Source organism: Streptomyces sp. NPDC104096, assembly GCF_055584385.1.
The window spans coordinates 112,434-128,747 of sequence record NZ_JBVJMD010000004.1 but is presented as its reverse complement, the minus strand read 5'-3'; the positions used below and the strand labels follow the sequence as shown (position 1 = coordinate 128,747).

Below are 16,314 nucleotides of genomic sequence, written 5' to 3'. Positions count from 1 at the left end.
GGCTTCATGTCCCGCACGCTGACGAGTGGTCCGTCCATCGCGCGGACGACGTCGGCGAGGGTGATCTCCGTCCAGCCGTGCGAAGGGGCGGCCCGACGCCGTGCCCCGCTCGATCCGATCCTCGTCGACCCCGCTCCAGAGGCGGGCCGGGGCACCGTGTACGCCACCGAGGTTCCCGAGCACCGGCTCGACGTGCCCGTCGGTGGCATGAGCTGCTGCCCGGACGACCCGGGTCACTTCCGGCATCGGCTCTGTCGGCACGGCGAATCCACTGTCACCGCGGCGGACTTCGCCTCCCGGTACCGCTACGGCTCGTATCTCGCCGACATGCTTGGCATCGCCGTCCCCACCCTCGCCTTCTCCGGCGTCGCGGATCTCGACCATGTCCACTCCCGGCCGGTGCGCACCGCACCGGCCGGGAGTGACTCGACCGCATCCACGGCTCTGCGCAGCGCCGTCGCCCTCGCCGCCGCCGAGGTGCTCGGCAAGGAGGTCGTGCACGCCCGGGACCGGGCTGGGTTCGTCGTCGGACAGGTCGGGGCTTCTGCCCGTCCGGGGCGCCTGGCGGGACGGGATGGGCAGAGAGGATGGTCCGGGACCTGAAGCAGGCCCTGGCCGTCGCGGGGGAGGACCTGGCGCTGGAGATCGTGATGATGGCGGGGTGCGGGCTGCGCAACGGCGAGGCCCGGGCCGTGGACATCAACAACCTCGTGGCCGCCGGCGTCTGCCGGGTGCACGAGCAGATCCACTCCGACACCCGCCGGCCGGTGAAGCTCAAGCACCGCAAGGCGGGGGAGTTCCGCGAGGTCCCGCTGCCCCGCTCGGTCCGGGAGGCGATCGAACGGTACGAGGGCAAGCACGGCACCACCCGTGAGGGCGACGCTCACTTGAGTGGCGGGTCCGCACGGCGCCCGTTGTGCTGAACAGGATGAGCAGAGTGATCCTCGTCCGGTCGTGGAGGCGAGGAGCACGGCCGGCCCGGGTCCGCCCGCCGGCCGGGGGGCGGACCCGTCCGAGGTCACTCACCGCGCCGCGCACCGTGCGGGGTTGGGCGGGCTCAGTGGCGCTTGGCCGCCTTCTGGACGCGGCTGATCAGCTTGGCGTCGAAGTGGGAGAACCTCTCCTCGTCCGGGTCCACCTCCTCCAGGATGTACCGGGCGAGCATCGCGTGGCCCGTGGCGTACTCCTGGTAGAGCGTCCAGATGGCCTCCCGCGCCGCGATCTGGCAGTCCACTTCGATCTCGGGAGCGCCCGCCTCGACCTCCGTCCAGTGGGATTCCCCCGCCACGCAGGTCAGAAGGTCATTCAGCAGCCTTAGCCGCACAGGCTCGGCAAGATCCTCCTGCAAGGCGGCGGCGATCAGCGACGTCACCGGAACCGCCACCTCGAACAGCAGCGACTGGATGTTGATGTGCCCCTCGAGCGTCGCCTCCGCGATCTCGGCGGGGCTGCCGGCCTCCACCAGACGGGCGAACGTCTCCGGGACGTGGGCGCCTGTTTCACCGCAACCGCACCGCAGTGAAGCCCAGTCGACCCGCTCGGCCTGAATCAGCGAGGGCCTTGTGGTCATGCCTGTCCTCCAGGTGCGGTCTCAGAGGTGTCGTTCATGGCGTGGAGTATAGGAGTCGTGTGGATCACTTCTTGTTCCACGGGCCGTCCATGAACAGGGCTCCGGGCTCGACGTCCTCGGGAAAGAGGAACCCCTGGCACTTGTCGCAGATGGGCATCTCGTCCCAGGCTCCCAACTCGGGGTCCCAGATCAGGGCACGGGTCAGCACGACACGGTTTGCGTCTCCGCCCAAGGCGTTGATCACGTTGCCTTCCGCGCAGTACCCGCAGCCGGAGGAGGCGACAGCTATCTCGTGCGTCTCGGCGTTGTAGCCGGCCGTCCATGCCTTCTTCATCATGCCGCTGCTGACCGGGATGCCGTCACCGTTGGGGAACAGGGTGCGTTGTGCCATCCGGTTGCGAAGATTGCGCGCCCCGGCGAGGCCGTCCTCGATCCGTGTGCCCCTGGGCAGACTGGACTTGGTGACGGTCGCCGCCGAGGAAGCCTTGCGGCCGGGAGCCGTTTTCTGGACGGGCGCACGGGAGTCACGCGCCGACGGCTCGGTCCCTGACGCTCCGGCGTCGGGAGAACTCGGCTCGGCCGCCTCGGCATCCGTCGCGCGAGCCCGCTCCTGCGCGTTGGCCCGCTTCGCGGCGACGAGGTCGGCTGCGTCGTCGGCGGCCTCGCTTGAAGCACTTGCTTCAGCACCCGCCGCGGCGGCATCCGTCGCCCCCTGCTCCATGGCTCGTGCAGCGCCCACGCCGAGGCCCACCACGCGGACACCGAGAAGCATGCTGCCGCCTGCCTCCGCATCGGCGGCGCCGGTAATGGCTCCCGCGACACAGTCCAGGACACCTGAGCCGATGCACCACAAGGCAACCGGCAGCACCGCTACGCCGACGGCCGTGTAGATCAGCTGTCCGCCGTCATAGCTTTCGCACCGGTCGGTGCCGAAGTCCTCGGGCTGGCAGGGGGTTTCACCGAGCGTGGGCGTCGGGGTCTGCGTGGAGGTCGGGGTCGGCCCCATGGAAGGCGCTGGGGTGGTCGACGGAGCGGGTGAGCCGCTGGAACTCTTGGTGCCCCCGCCGCTGTGGTGCTTCTTCCCACCGCCGCAGTCGACGGCGCACTTGTTCATCGACGGGTCGTTGTACCAGTCGTCGAAGCCCGTGGGGTCGCTGCTGCTGGCGGGGTTGTCGGCGGCGTAGGTGTAGCCGCCCATCTGGTTGGGGTCACCCGCCTGGAAGACCGGGTCGGGGCTGAGGAAGCGGCCTGTGACGGGGTCGTAGTTACGGGCCCCCAGCAGATCGAGGCCGGTGACCGGGTCGGCGGGCTGTCCGAGGAAGCCCTTGTTCTCGTCCGCGGCGACCCACGAACTCGGCTTGGTGCCGCGGGGGTTGCCGTACGGGTCGTACGAGCGGCGGGTGACGGCGAGGGTGGACGCGTCGACGGCGGTCAGCGCGGTGCCCTGGCCGTTGGCGACCTGGTAGGTGACGCTTCCGGTGCTGGAGCGGGTGACGGTGGTGCCGTCGGGTCCGGTGATGTTGCGCAGGCCGGTCCAGGACTTGGCGGAGACGTTGAGGGTGATCTGCTCGGCGCCGCCGAAGAGGTAGAGGACGCGGGTCCTGTCGACGCCGTCGACCGCGGCGGTCTGTTCGAGCAGGCCGCCCTGGGCGTCGTAGAGGTACTTGCTGGTGTTGGTGTGGGTGCCGGAGGTCGTGGCGACGGTGGCGGTGCGGCCTTCGGCGTCGTAGGTGAAGGTCTGGTTCTGGCCGGCCGGGATGGCGCCGGTCGCGGCGTTGGTCCAGGTCTGGCCGCTGCCGCCGCAGGTGGCGAGGGTCAGCTGGGTGCCGGTGGTGGCGGAGGAGGCCGGGTCGGTCAGGCACATCGCGGTGTTGGCGCTGCTGACCAGGGTGCCGGTGGTGGTGACCTTCCACTTCTGGGTGGCGTCGGTCTTGCAGGTGTCGATCACCACGAGGGTGCCGCTGGTGGTGGCGTTGCCGGTGGTGTCCAGGCACATGCCCAGCACCTTGATCGTGCCGTCGGTGCCGACGGTCCACTTCTCGCTGGTGGCGCCGTTGCAGGTGTTGATCTGCACCTTGGTGCCCGCGGTGGTGGCGCCGCCCGCGTCGTCGACGCACCGCTTGACCCCGCCCGTGATGGTGAACGAGCTGGTCAGCGGGCCAGTGGTGGTCACCTTGCGGGTGATGGTGTCGCCGGCGTTCGCGTTGGCGTAGGCGGGGTCGGCGTAGGTGGAGGCGACGGTCGCCGTTCCGGACGGGTTCGTGAGGGTGGCCGTACCCGCCTGGTCGGGCAGGGGCGCGGGCGACGTGCCGTTCGCGCCGGGGTAACTGATGCTCTGCGTGGCGTCGTTGAGCGCGTTGCCGGTGGTGTCGTGGTTGACCGTGCCGGTGCGGTCGCCGAGCTGGTCGTAGGTGTAGGTCTGCCAGTACGGCGCCGGCCCTCCGACGGTGGTGGCGGTGATCGGGGACGTGGTGCCGGTCTGCACGCGCGTCGTGGTGCAGCCGCCGACCGCGCCGGGAGTCGCCGCACCCGGGTCGGTGATGCCGGCGGTGTCCGTCCAGGCGGCGGTCAGCCGCTGGAAGGAGTCGTAGGTGAAGCACTGGGTGTCGTGCTTGGTGTTGTCCTGCAGGTCGTCGACGGCGGTGAGTTCGCCGGCCTGGTTGTAGCGCAGGTTGGTGACGTCCAGGGCGGTCGTGGAGGTCTGCAGCATGCTGCTGCTCTGGGTGACGCGTCCGGTGGTGGCGTCGTACTGGGCGAAGGTCGCCAGTTCCTTGCCGGTGTGGCCGTAGTCGGCCTGGAGGACGCGTCCGAAGGCGTCGTGGACGGCGGTGTCGAGGTAGGCGGGGGTGTTGGCGGAGTTGATGAAGCCGCCGATGCCGTCGAGGTTGCCCTGCTGGGTGTAGCCGTAGTCGATGTCCTCGGCCGGCAGGTTGCCGTCCGCCTGGAAGTGCGTGGTGGACAGCAGGCCGACGGTGTCCGTGTAGCGGCTGGTGGTGGTGTAGGTGACGCTGCCCGAGGTGGGCGCGCTGGACTGTCCGGCCGCGGCGAAGCCGTCGGAGGACGGGATGGTCAGCGTGGTGCCCAGCGGCTGGTAGGCCGTGTTGTAGTCGGTGACGGCCTGCGTGTACGCCGATCCGTTGGCGCCGCCGACGTAGCGAGTGGCAGAGGTCTGGTACCCCTTGGCCAGCGTGTCGTACAGGTGCGAGACCAGCAGCTTGGACTGGTCCGGCGTGGCGGACCAGGGCGCGGCGTACTCGGCGGTGGGGCGGTTGTCCCAGTCGTAGGTGAAGGACGTCGCCTGGCCACGGGCGTCTGTGGTCTGCAGGAGGTTGCCGGCGACGTCGTACTTGTCGAACGTGGTTTTACCGGTGTTGGGGTCGGTCTGGGTCAGCTTCTGGCCGAGCAGGTTGTAGGTGTACGACCAGGTGTTGCCCGCGTTGTCCTTGACCGACTCGATCTGGCCCGCGGGGAAGTAGGTGTACTTGGTGGTGGCATCCGCAGCCGCCACGGCACCTGCGGTGCCCTGCTTCCACAGCGTGGTGGTGCCGTTGGAGGCGACGACAGCCGCGGTGGAGTCGTTGCGGACCTGGAAGGTGGCGCCGGTGGTGGCCGCCAGGCCGGTGGTCCACAGCTGGGCGACGGCCGTGCTGTAGACGACGAGGTTGCCGTCGGTGCCGAACTTGGCCCAGGCACCGGCGTGGCCGGATGTGCCGGAGGACCAGATCGTCGCGCCGGTCGCCAGGGCGGACAGCACGAGGTTGCCGTCCGACTGCATGGTCAGGCGCACGCTGTCGGAGGTGAGCGACGTCCCCGAGGGGATCACCGAGCCGCCGGTCAGGGTGACGGTGGAGCCGGTGTTCTTCACCACCGTGCTGGTGGTCTGGCCGATGGCATTGGTGAACGTGGCGGTGGAACGGCCTCCGGCGGGCGCCGTGGTGTCGACCTCGTCGGCACCGGGGTAGCCGGTGGAAGAGTGCCACTGCTCGGCGGCCTGGTGCCAGAGGGTCTCCTTCAGGGGCCGGCCCTCACCGTCGTAGGTGGTGGTGGTCTCCGAGGGGATCTGGTTCTCGTTCGCGGCGTACAGCGTGGTCGAGGGGAAGTTGTTCGGCTCCGAGTACGGCGCGTACGACGCCACCTGCCAGCCGTGGGAGTCGTAGAACGTGTCGGAGATGACCCGGCCCGAGTTGGAGTCACCCATGGCGGTGTCCTGGGTCTGGCGGGGCTGGAGCATGCCGTCGTAGATCGTGACGGAGGTGGCGTAGGTGCCGTCGTCGCGCAGGGTCTTGGAGGTGACCGAGGTCGGCGCGCCCGGCTGGGTGATGGTGCCGCCCGGTGCGGGGACGGCGCCGGGGTCGATCGAGTAGGCGAAGGTGCGGTCGGCGCTCCGACCGGCGGCCTTGTCCCGGCCGGGGAGCCACACCGCGGTGCGGCGGCCGAGCGCGTCGTACGTCATGTCGGTCTTGCGGTCGTTGGCGTCGACGTTCTCGGTGGCGAGGCCCCGCAGCGGGTCGAGGGAGGAAGTGACCTTCCAATTCTGGGAGTTGGTGGTGGTGATGGCGGTGGGGTCGGTGTTGCCGCCGGCCGATGTCCAGGGCGGGGTGAAGTCCGTGTGGGTGTTCTGCCCGGTGACGTCGACGGTGTCGGTGATCCGGCCGGCGCCGTCGTACTTCATCGCCGAGTTGGTCTGCCAGTTCTCCGTGGTGCCGGTGTAACCGGTGGCCGTGCGCACGGCGGTGACCCGGCCGACGGCCGTGCTGCCGGACTGCTCGAGCTGCCCGAACGTTCCCAGGTCGGTGAGGCTGCCGTCGCCGTCGTAGTAGAGCTTGCGGTCCGCGATGAGGGTGCCGGCGCTCGGCGCGGTGCCGCACGGGCCGCTGACCGTGGTGGCCTGGTCCGGGTAGGACAGGGCCATCGGGTTGTCGGCCGGCGGCGTCGCGTAGGTGGTGGTGGCGCACTTCTCCTGTGCGGGGTCGGCGCCGTCACCGTGGTCGTCGACGGTCGACAGGCGGCCCCGGCTGTCGTACGTGGTGTCGGACTTGGTGTGCCGCCAGGTCCCGTCGGCGAGGAGTTCGTACTTCAGCGTGCTGCTCGACTTGAGCCGGTGTGCGGTGAGGTCGGGCAGGGTGGACAGGGCCGGTTTCGTGTCGCCGGGGTTGTCCTCCTGGGTCCAGTCCGTCCACGGCGTCTGATTCGCGGAGGCCGTGGTGGTGAAGGAGAACGGACCGTCGATGCTGACGGCGTCGACGGTGCCGCCGGCCTGGGTGTAGGTGTCGTTCTGGAGCGCGGTGCCGGACAGCAGGTCGGAGTCGGTCACGCTCAGCACCGCGCTGCCGCCGACCTTGGCGTCGACGCTGACGGAGCGGCGGGTGCCGTCGGCCTTGTAGTCGCCGTCCATGCCCTGCAGATAGGTGGTGGTCTGCTGGGTGACCGGTTCGGGGGCCTGGCCGGTCTGCACGGTGACGGTGTGGAAGCCGCGGAACTGGTCCCAGGTGCGGTACTGGTCGTCCGTGGTGGCGGAGTCGTCGCGGTGCCAGGCCGGCCCGGTGTAGCTGTAGCGGGAGATCTGGGTCTCGGAGCCCGCCGGGTTGTTCTGGGCGTCCGGCTCGTACTGGCCCGCGATGGTCAGGTCGGACACGGCCACGCTGTTGACGGTGACCTTGTTGAACCAGTCCGCGATCGGCTTGGAGGCGCCGGGCACGGTCCAGTAGACGGGGTAGCAGGACTCGGTGTTGCTGTCCGCGTGGGAGATCGAGAGCGTCTTGCCCGCGCACGGTGCCGAGTTGTACTCGACCGCGATCGACTCGCCGGTCTCCGTCTGCACGCTCGAGATGCGCGGCCGGTACAGCGGCGGGGCCGACGGGGAGTCGTCGTCGACCCGGTTGTCGATCTCGGTGCCGGTGAACGACACCTGGTTCAGCGTGATGTCGCTGTTGCCGTTGTCGTAGGTGTCCTTGCCGGTGTGCTGGACGGACTGCAGCCACATCACGGCCTGCAGCATCCCGGCGTCCTTCGGGTCCACCGTGGTGCCGGTGACCGGGTCGACGGTGCCGCCCGCGTCCGAGTAGACCTGGCCCAGCTTGTAGGAGTCGACCGCGGTGAGCTGGTCGGTCGCCTTCACGTGGACCTTGGTGGTGATGGAGGCGAGCCGGGTGGTGGTCCAGAACGTGGGTCCCGACGTGACGCACACGTCGTCGGGGACGCTGGTGGCGCCGTCGGGAAGTTTGGTCTTGTCGGTGGAGTCGCAGTGCAGGTCCCACGGCACGTCCGGCCAGTGGGTGCTGGTGCCGTCCTTGAGGTTGTCGGCCGAACAGTCGGTGAACGTGCTGGTGGTCTGGCAGCGCTGGGCCAGGCCGAAGTCCACCTCCGCGGCGGGGGTGCGCCCGGCCCGCTCGTCGGCCAGCGTGTAGCCGTAGGAGATGAGCGTCAGGGCGCCGCCGCGGGTGTACGAGGTCAGCGTGCCGGTGTCGTCCTGGTCGGTGGACTCGGCCGCCTGGCCGCCGCCCAGGTCGTAGTAGTTCGATTCGGTCGTGTAGTCGTAGCGCTGCACGAATCCGGACGGGGTGACCACGAAGTCGAGGTTCCAGCGCCAGCCCTCGGGCTTGTCGCACCGGGACGCCTTGCCCTTGGCGTCGTCGTGGCAGGGGTCGCTCGATCGCGGGTGGAGGACCGGGACGCCCCAGGCGGAGTGTGTGGAGGCGTCATCGGGGTTCGCGGGCATGGCGGCGCTGCCGGGACCGTCCGGGGCGTGGTCGGCGCCGAAGTAGGCCGCGGTGCCGTCCGTGGTCAGGACCCGGTAGTAGACGCCGTCGTGCAGGCCGTTGTCCGCGCCGGACAACTCCTGCACGAGGGTGCCGTCGTCACCCTGCAGCCGCCACTGCTTGATCTCCCCGGGCACGGTGGAGTCCACCCCGTCGGGCACGAGTACGCCGGAGTGCGAGCCGAAGGACAGCATGGCGTTGTCGCCGTCCCAGCACTCGTCTCCCGAGCCCTTGAGGATTTTGTCGCCATTGGAGTCGAGAAAGGAGTCGCACTTGCGGTACGCCCGCTCGACCGAACCGACCTGATAGCTCCAGCCGTCGCCGACCCAGGACGACTGGGAGTTGCGGGCTGTCGTCTCGCCGTCGACGGACTGGGAGTCGTAACCGAGCCCGACGGTCGGCGCGTTGCTGCCGACGGCGGACGGTACGGAGATCGGGTACGAATACGTGAACGAGCCCGTCGCCGAAGCCTGCCAGGTTCCCGCCGCGGACAACTCCGTGGCCCCGTAGTCGCCTTGCGACCCGGAGGTGCCGGAGGTCACCGCGAGCGCCGTGGTACCGGCGGCAGCGGCCGCGGTCAGGGGTGCGGTGCGGGCCGACATCGCCGCCGGGCCGTTCGCCCCTTCGGACGGCTTCGGGGTGGCGATGCCCTGGCCGGACGGTGAGGGCTGCGAAGTCTGCGCACTTGCACTTGCACTCGCGCTCGGAGTCGCGGTGGCGTCACCGGTGCCCGTGCCCGCGCCGTCCGAGGACGGCGAGGGGCTGGCACTTGCGGAGGGCTCGGAACCGGCCCCGCCCTCAGCCGGGTTGGAGTCCGTCCCCTCGCCCGCACCGGATGCGGAGTTCATCGCGACGGTCGCCGTCAGCTGCTCCGCGGACGCCCGGTTGGTGAACTTCAGCGGCGTGGCCTTCTGGCACTCCGGCTTCTGCGGAGTGGTGAGGGCGCAGCCCGGCAGCTGCACCAGCCGCAGCCGGGAGCCGTAACCACCGCCGTACGCACGGGCGATGGCCGAGTAGTCGATGACGACCTTCACCCGGCCCTTCGCGGACGTGGCGCCGGAGGGGGTGATGCCGAGGAGCATGCCGTTGGCGCCGGTGCGCAGCGTCTGGGCGCGGGAGGCGGACTGCACGCGTACGGAGTCGACGCCGTGCCCGGCATCGGCGGGTGCCACCCACACGGGCAGCGACCCCGCCTTGACCGGCTTCCCCTGTGAGCCCAGGTCGACGACGGCGGTGCCGGCCGTGGGCCAGTGGGCCGCCTGGGACCGGTAAGTGCCCAGTGCCTTGTAGCCCTTGGGGTGCTTGTTCACCTTCGGCTGGAGGAGATGCGCTCCTACGGCCTTGGTGACGGGCAGCTTCTTGGGCCGCCACACCTTGCCGTCGAACGAGAAGCCGCCGTGGCGGCCGAAGCCGTCGCCGCCGTCATGGCCGGCCAGGAAGCCCGGCATGCCGAACCCGCCGGCGATCGCCACCGGCAACAGCAGTGCGAACAGCGCGAGCGGAACCGTCCACAGCCCCGGTCCGCCGAAGAATCTCCGGTGCCACGTGCCCGCGAACCAGCGCCGTCTGCCACTCACGCGTAATCCCCCCACAACACAGCCCTTTTGAGGGGCTGTCACACAGTCCGATCACTGGTCAGTGATCGACCGGAGGCTAGGTATGGTCATGATCGCGACTCAAGACCCTTTGCCGTTTCCATGAAGAAACCATGCATGCGCATGACAATGTCTGTGTAGTTTTCTATGCCGCAGTTGATCACTTTCCTGCTCTCTGTGGCACCCGGGCTTTCCCCCACCCGCTGCCCGCGAACCGAAGGAAGCCCACCAGGTGTTGAGACCACCGATCCGCACCGGCCGCAGACGCACGGCCGCGGCCGGCCGACTGGCCCTGTTCGCCGCCGTGTTGAGCCTGGTGGCGGCCGTTCCGGCGCTCCCGGCGGCCGCCGACGACTCCTCGCCCGCCCCCGCCGACCCGCTGCTCGCGGCCCGGACCGAGGCCGTCTCCACCGGGAAGACGGTCCCGGTGGACGCGCTGACCACGGAGGTGTCCACCACCGAGGCACTGCCCGACGGCACCTTCACCAACACGACCAGCGCACTGCCCACCCGGGTCTACAAGGACGGCAAGTGGACCCCGGTCGACTCCACCCTGACGTCCGACGGCCACGGCGGTTTCGCACCCGAGGCCACACCGAACGCCGTGACGCTCTCGGGCGGCGGCGACGGCCCGCTGGTCGAACTCACCCACGCCGACGGGCCCGGCATGGCCCTGACCCTGCCGTTCACGCTGCCCGCACCGACCGTCAGCGGCGACACCGCGGTGTACCCCTCGGTGCTGCCCGGCGTCGACCTGTCGGTGTCCGTCACCGACCAGGGCGGCTTCAGCGACGTCCTGGTCGTCCACGACGCGGCTGCGGCCGCCGACCCGCAGCTTCGCAAGCTCCAGCCCGCGGTCGACGTCCACGACCTCACACTGGCCACCACCGACGCCGACACCATGCAGGCGACCGCCGCCGACGGCGACCTGGCCTACACCAGCCCGCAGCCGCTGATGTGGGACTCCGCCACCACCTCCGCCGAGCTCGGCGGACCGGCCGCAGACGTGACGTCCTCGGTGGACGGCCCCGGCCCGGAGGCCACCACCGAGCCGGTAGCCATGACCGCCACGAGCAAGGCCGTGACGCTGACCCCCGACGCGGGCATGCTCAGCGACCCGGACACCGCCTACCCGGTGTACATCGACCCCTACACCAACCCGGTCACCTCCACCGCGAGCCACTACACCGAGATCTACTCCAGCTCCACCTGCGACAACTCCCCGCAGTACGACAAAGCGCAGACCAACGGCCAGGGCGCGGGCTACCAACGCTGGGGCGGCGCCTGCGGAGTCGGCGTCGAGCGCTCGTACTGGGCGATCAACACCAGCGGACTGCACTCCTCGTTCGTCGTGGACGACGCCTACGTGAAGATCTCCACCACCTTCGCGGCGAGCTACGACTGCAGCCAGAACCAGCCCCTCACGCTGCACACCACCAACGCCATCAGCGCGAGCACCGACTGGCTGTCGCGCCCCGGCGTCCACGACACCGCATTCCCGCCGGTGACCGACACCGTGCCCAGCGGCGCCAACTCCGGCAGCTCCTGCAGCAACAGCACCGCCACCTTCCACGTGAAGGCCCAGGCGCAGAAGATCGCCGACGAGGACGGCAACGGATACGACGCCGACGGCACCTTCGGCGACGGCGCCAACACCTGGACCATCGGCCTGTACGGCAACGAGTCGGAGTCGTCCGGCAACGACGACTACCTGCGCCTGTCGACCACGCTGACCCTCACCACCAAGTTCGACATCCCGCCGGGCATCCCGACCGACCTGCACTTCACCCCTGCCGCCGCCGACGCCTCCGCCCCCTGCACCACCAGCGGAGCCGGCTGGATCGGCGCCACCACCTACTCGGACGCCGGCAGCAACGTCACCCTGCACTCCACCGTCACCAGCCAGATGTCGGGCGAGAACGTCAGGGCGCACTACTACGTCTGGGACCGCACCGTCGACCCGGACGGCGACGGCAGCGGGGCCTCCGTCTCCAGTCCCGACAGCGGCTGGCTGGCGTCCGGTTCGGACGCGCCGATGAAGATCGGCGCCACCTTGAAGGACGGCCACCAGTACGGCTGGGACGTCTACGCCGAGGACGACTCGGCGCAGGCCCTGACGTCGGCCAGGTCCGACCACTGCTGGTTCACCACCGACTTCACGGCACCGCCCACCCCGGACATCTCCGGCAACGCCGCCTTCCCGCCCGTCGGAACGGCGCGCGAGGGCGACCCGGTCTACGCGGGCCCCGGCAAGACCACCGACTTCACCGTGGCCGGCACCGACGCCGCCGCCGGCGACGACACCTGCGTCCCCGGCCCCTGCAAGTCCAGCGGCATGAAGTCCTTCCTCTGGCAGCTCGACAGCCCGCCCACCGAGGCCGACGGCACCGCCGCCGCGGTCTCCGGCACCGACAGCGAGGGCCGCTCCACCGCCACCGTCCCCGTCCCGATCCAGGACTGGGGAGTGCACACCCTGTACGTCGCCGCGGTCGACAAGGCGGGCAACATCTCGACCAGCCCCGCCGGTTACACCTTCACGGTCCCCTGGAACCCCGCCACCCCCGTCAAGCCGGGCGACATCTCCGGCGACGGCGTGCCCGACCTGCTGGCCACCACCAAGACCGGCGACCTCGACCTGATCCCCGGCAACCAGGACCCGGGCCAGAACACCGCCCCCGTCCACAGCGACCCGGTCACCGGCACCCCGCCCGCCGTCACCGGCCCCGTCACGGTCTCCACCAAGGAGGACTCCCCCGACGGCACCGGCTGGAACAACTACCTCATCGCCCACCGCGGCAACCTGCACGGCGCGAGCGGCGACGACCTGTGGGCGTACAACAAGACCGGCCACAACCTCTACATCGTCAAGAACGACCTGGACCCGGTCGACGACGCCTCCGTCCCCCGCACCCCCTGGTCCACCCTCGGCGGCTTCGTCGACAAGCGCTTCGACCGCGTCGTCAAGGACGCCTGCGCGGCCTCCGACGTCGTCGCCGACGACACCCGCTGCCGCACCACCGACTACAACAGCACGAGCTGGAACGTCAGCCAGCTCATCGCCCCGGGCAACGTCTTCGGCAACACCGACGACCACCCCGCCGTCATCACCGTCGAGAACAAGGAACTGTGGATCTACCAGTCCGACGGCGGCTACCACCTCAAGAACCCGCTCCTGCTCGGTGACGGCGACTGGACCGGCCAGAGCCTGATCGCCGCGGGCACCTTCAAGGGCAAGCCCGTCCTGTGGTCCCGCGACAACACGACCGGCCAGCTGTACAGCTACCCGATCACCGTCGACCCGGCCACACTGGTCCCCGACCTGCTCCACCCGGGCACGCACACCAGCCTCGGGCTCACCCTGTCGCCGACCGCCTACCCGGTCGTCGCCTCACCCGGCGACGTCAACAGCCCGGTCCGCAGCACCTCCACCAACCCCGGCGCCCCGGACGGCATGCCGGACCTGTACGCCGTCGACGCCTACGGCCAGCTCCTCGAGTACAACTACCGCCAGAGCCTGGTCCTCACCTCCCCGCCGACCTATGACTTCGCCCCGGCCGTCTCACTGGGATCGGTCACCGACACCGCCACCCACTGGTGGAAGCTGGCCGAAGGCAGCGGCGTCACGACCGCGGACAGCAATGGAACCCTCACCGCCGGCCTGTCCGGCGGCTACTCCTGGACCAACGACACCACCCGCGGCAACGCCGTGACCCTCAACGGCACCACCGGCTACGCCAGTACGACCGGTCCGGCCGTGGACACCTCCAAGAGCTTCACCGTCTCCGCGTGGGTCAAGCTCACCTCACTGGGCACCGCCAACAGCACCTTCCTGTCCCAGAACGGCACCACCAACAACGGATTCCAGCTGTACTACTCCTCCGGCGCCAAGTCCTGGGCCTTCGGCCGGCACAGCACCGACGGGAGTGGCGCCGTGTGGCGCGCGACCTACGGCGGCAAGCCGGTCGCGGGCCGGTGGACCCATCTCGTCGGCATGTACGACGCCACCGCCAAGGAGATCCGTCTCTACGTCGACGGCAAACTCGCCGCCACCAACGACTGGACCTACTCTCCGTGGAACGCCACCGGCCCGTTGCAGCTGGGCCGGAAGCTCTCCTCGGGGACCTACGGCGAATACACCAACGGCGCGATCAGCGACGTACGCATCTATCCCTACGCCCTTCCCCCGGCCGACGCCGCGTCCGCCGGTGACCTGCCCAAGGTCGCCCAGCTCGACTGACACCTGACGGTCACCCGTAGCGCCGCCCGCACCCGGACGTTTCCGGGTGCGGGCGGCGCCTACACGGATCCGCAATCCGGCTCCGGTTGCGGAATCCCGCTCCGCCCACACACCCACCTCTGCCCTGGGAACCCTCATGAGACGCAGCACCTTCCTGGCCGCGGCCACGGCGACCGCCCTGTCCGCCTCCCTGTTCACGGGGACCTCCCCGGCCCACGCGGACGGCACCGCCGGCGGTCCCGTCCTGTCCGACGCCGACGGCTGGTACGAGCCGGGCCTGCTCTTCGTCACGGCGCACTCCGACAGCCCGCTCACCCGGGTCACGGCCCACTTCTACCCGCTGGACGCACCGGACGGCGTCCCGGAGGCCGGATCGACCGAGGACTTCACCCAGTACGCGGGGCAGGACGCCCGCTCCGGCGTCTGGCGGGCGCCGGTGCACCTCGCCGAACTCGGCGACTACCGGGTGACCGTGGATCTGCAGGACGCCTCCGGCGCCACCGTCACCGGGGCCCTCTCGCCGCACACCCTGCACTACCGGACCGTCATCACCGTCACCGGCCTCACCACCACCCCGGACGTGCCGGACTACCTCCACCAGGACGTCTCCGTCAGCGGCACCGTGGTCGCCCGCGACCCCCGCGACCCCGACGCCCCGGCTCCCACCGACGGCGTCACCGTCGACGTCGACGCCGGGCACGTCCACACGAGCGCGACCACCGCCGCCGACGGCCGCTTCACCGCCGCCTTCGTCCCCACCGAGCCGTCCTTCCGGCTGTACACCGTGCCCGGGTCCTCCAGCCGCTACCCGGGCGCGATCCACCCGCCGGTGTCCCCGCAGAACCTGCACACCGCGCAGGCACCGGTCCGCCTTTCGGCAAGCACGCACACCCTGAACCTGGAGCAGGGTGCGACGGGGACCGTCACCGGCCACGCGGAGATCCAGACCGCGTCGGGCTGGCAGCCGCTGCCGCACACCGCGATCACCCTCCTGGACAGCGCGTACGCGGCCGGGCGGACGACCACCGACAGCCACGGCGACTACACCCTGCACGTCTCCTCGGACAACGCCGCCCCGAGCGCCGAACTCGTCGCGGGCAGCGGCGGCATGCCCTTCCAGCAGACCGCCACCGAACCCTTCAGCCTGCACGTCGCCTTCACCACCCACACCGCCGTGACCGCGTTCCTCCACGACGACGGGACCCTGACGGCCGACGGCTACCTCTACTACGAGGACACACGCGCCCACTGGCCCGCAAAGCCCACCGTCACCCTGCAGTACTCCAAGGACGGGAAGAGCGGCTGGAAGGACGCGGCCACCGTTCCGGTCCCGATCCGCCACAACAAGCCCCTGGTTGCGGAGACGTTCGCCCGCACCCTCACCAAGCCGGACACCGACGCCTACTGGCGGGCCCGCTTCAACGGCAATCCCGACCTGGGCACCAGCACTACTAAGCCCGTGCACCTCTACCGTTACGCCACCCGCATCACCGGCTTCCGCGCCTCCCCCGACCCGGTCCGCAAGGGCCGGTCGATCAGCTTCGCGGGCACCCTCCAGTACAAGAAGGGCACCACCTGGAAGCCGCTCTACGGGGGCGCCCCCACCCTCTACTTCAAGCCCCGCGGCTCCTCCACCTACCACTACGTCTGCGAACTGGCCAGCGACCACAACGGCCACCTCGAGGGCAGGGTGACCGCCAAACAGGACGGCACCTGGGCCGTCGCCCTCAGCCGCCAGACCGGAAACCACTACCTCACCAGCACCAGGGTCACCGACTACGTCGACGTCCGCTGATCCGCGTCACAACCGCCGCCTGCCTGGTCGGTCCGCGCGGCTTGTCGTCGTACGTCAACTGGTCCAGTCGAGCTGTTCGAGGCGGCGGCACTGCTCAGGCATACCCGCACCAGCCTCCAGGCCGTGCGTGCCGGCACGAATCGGCGGACATCGCGTCCGCTCGAGCGTTGTCCGGCACCGGCTTCGTCCCGGCCGAAGGCCCTTCGCGTTACACCCTGCCGGATGGCCGCGAGGTCGACTCCCGCCGGCTGCAGCACATGGCGCGGGGCCGGTCTCCCACTGCCGGGACTCCGGATTGCCGTACCGAGGCAGCGCGCAGTCTTCCGGTGACCGCCGGCGAACGGCCAGAGCTCTCGAGT

6 protein-coding genes are annotated in these 16,314 nt (G+C 70.2%); 4 read left to right on the top strand and 2 right to left on the bottom strand.

The window, feature by feature from the left end; all coding sequences use genetic code 11:
* The first annotated feature begins 6 nt into the window (after window positions 1–6).
* Both ACZ60B_RS06725 and ACZ60B_RS06720 read left to right on the top strand, forming a co-directional pair.
* On the top strand, window positions 7–603 hold the full coding sequence (locus tag ACZ60B_RS06725) for an FAD/NAD(P)-binding protein (RefSeq protein WP_469384788.1): 597 nt from the start codon (window positions 7–9) through the stop codon (window positions 601–603).
* The gene (locus ACZ60B_RS06720; RefSeq protein WP_469384785.1) at window positions 588–923 is read left to right on the top strand and encodes a hypothetical protein; all 336 of its coding nucleotides are present in this window, start codon (window positions 588–590) and stop codon (window positions 921–923) included. The genes ACZ60B_RS06725 and ACZ60B_RS06720 overlap by 16 nt, the downstream gene beginning before the upstream one ends.
* Before the next feature lie 134 nt (window positions 924–1,057).
* Here ACZ60B_RS06720 and ACZ60B_RS06715 read toward each other — a convergent pair whose 3' ends face one another.
* Window positions 1,058–1,570 carry a hypothetical protein gene (locus ACZ60B_RS06715; protein ID WP_469384784.1) on the bottom strand — a complete coding sequence of 171 codons (513 nt, stop codon included), beginning with the start codon at window positions 1,568–1,570 and terminating at the stop codon, window positions 1,058–1,060.
* 64 nt (window positions 1,571–1,634) lie between these two features.
* Window positions 1,635–9,905 carry a ricin-type beta-trefoil lectin domain protein gene (locus ACZ60B_RS06710; RefSeq protein WP_469384782.1) on the bottom strand — a complete coding sequence of 2,757 codons (8,271 nt, stop codon included), beginning with the start codon at window positions 9,903–9,905 and terminating at the stop codon, window positions 1,635–1,637.
* Window positions 9,906–10,155: 250 nt separating this feature from the next.
* Between ACZ60B_RS06710 and ACZ60B_RS06705 the strand changes: the two genes are divergently transcribed.
* Both ACZ60B_RS06705 and ACZ60B_RS06700 read left to right on the top strand, forming a co-directional pair.
* Window positions 10,156–14,160 (top strand): LamG-like jellyroll fold domain-containing protein, encoded by a 4,005-nt coding sequence (locus tag ACZ60B_RS06705; RefSeq protein ID WP_469384781.1) that lies wholly within the window; start codon window positions 10,156–10,158, stop codon window positions 14,158–14,160.
* A 136-nt stretch (window positions 14,161–14,296) separates the two neighbouring features.
* Window positions 14,297–15,955 (top strand): hypothetical protein, encoded by a 1,659-nt coding sequence (locus ACZ60B_RS06700; RefSeq protein ID WP_469384779.1) that lies wholly within the window; start codon window positions 14,297–14,299, stop codon window positions 15,953–15,955.
* Window positions 15,956–16,314: the final 359 nt, after the last annotated feature.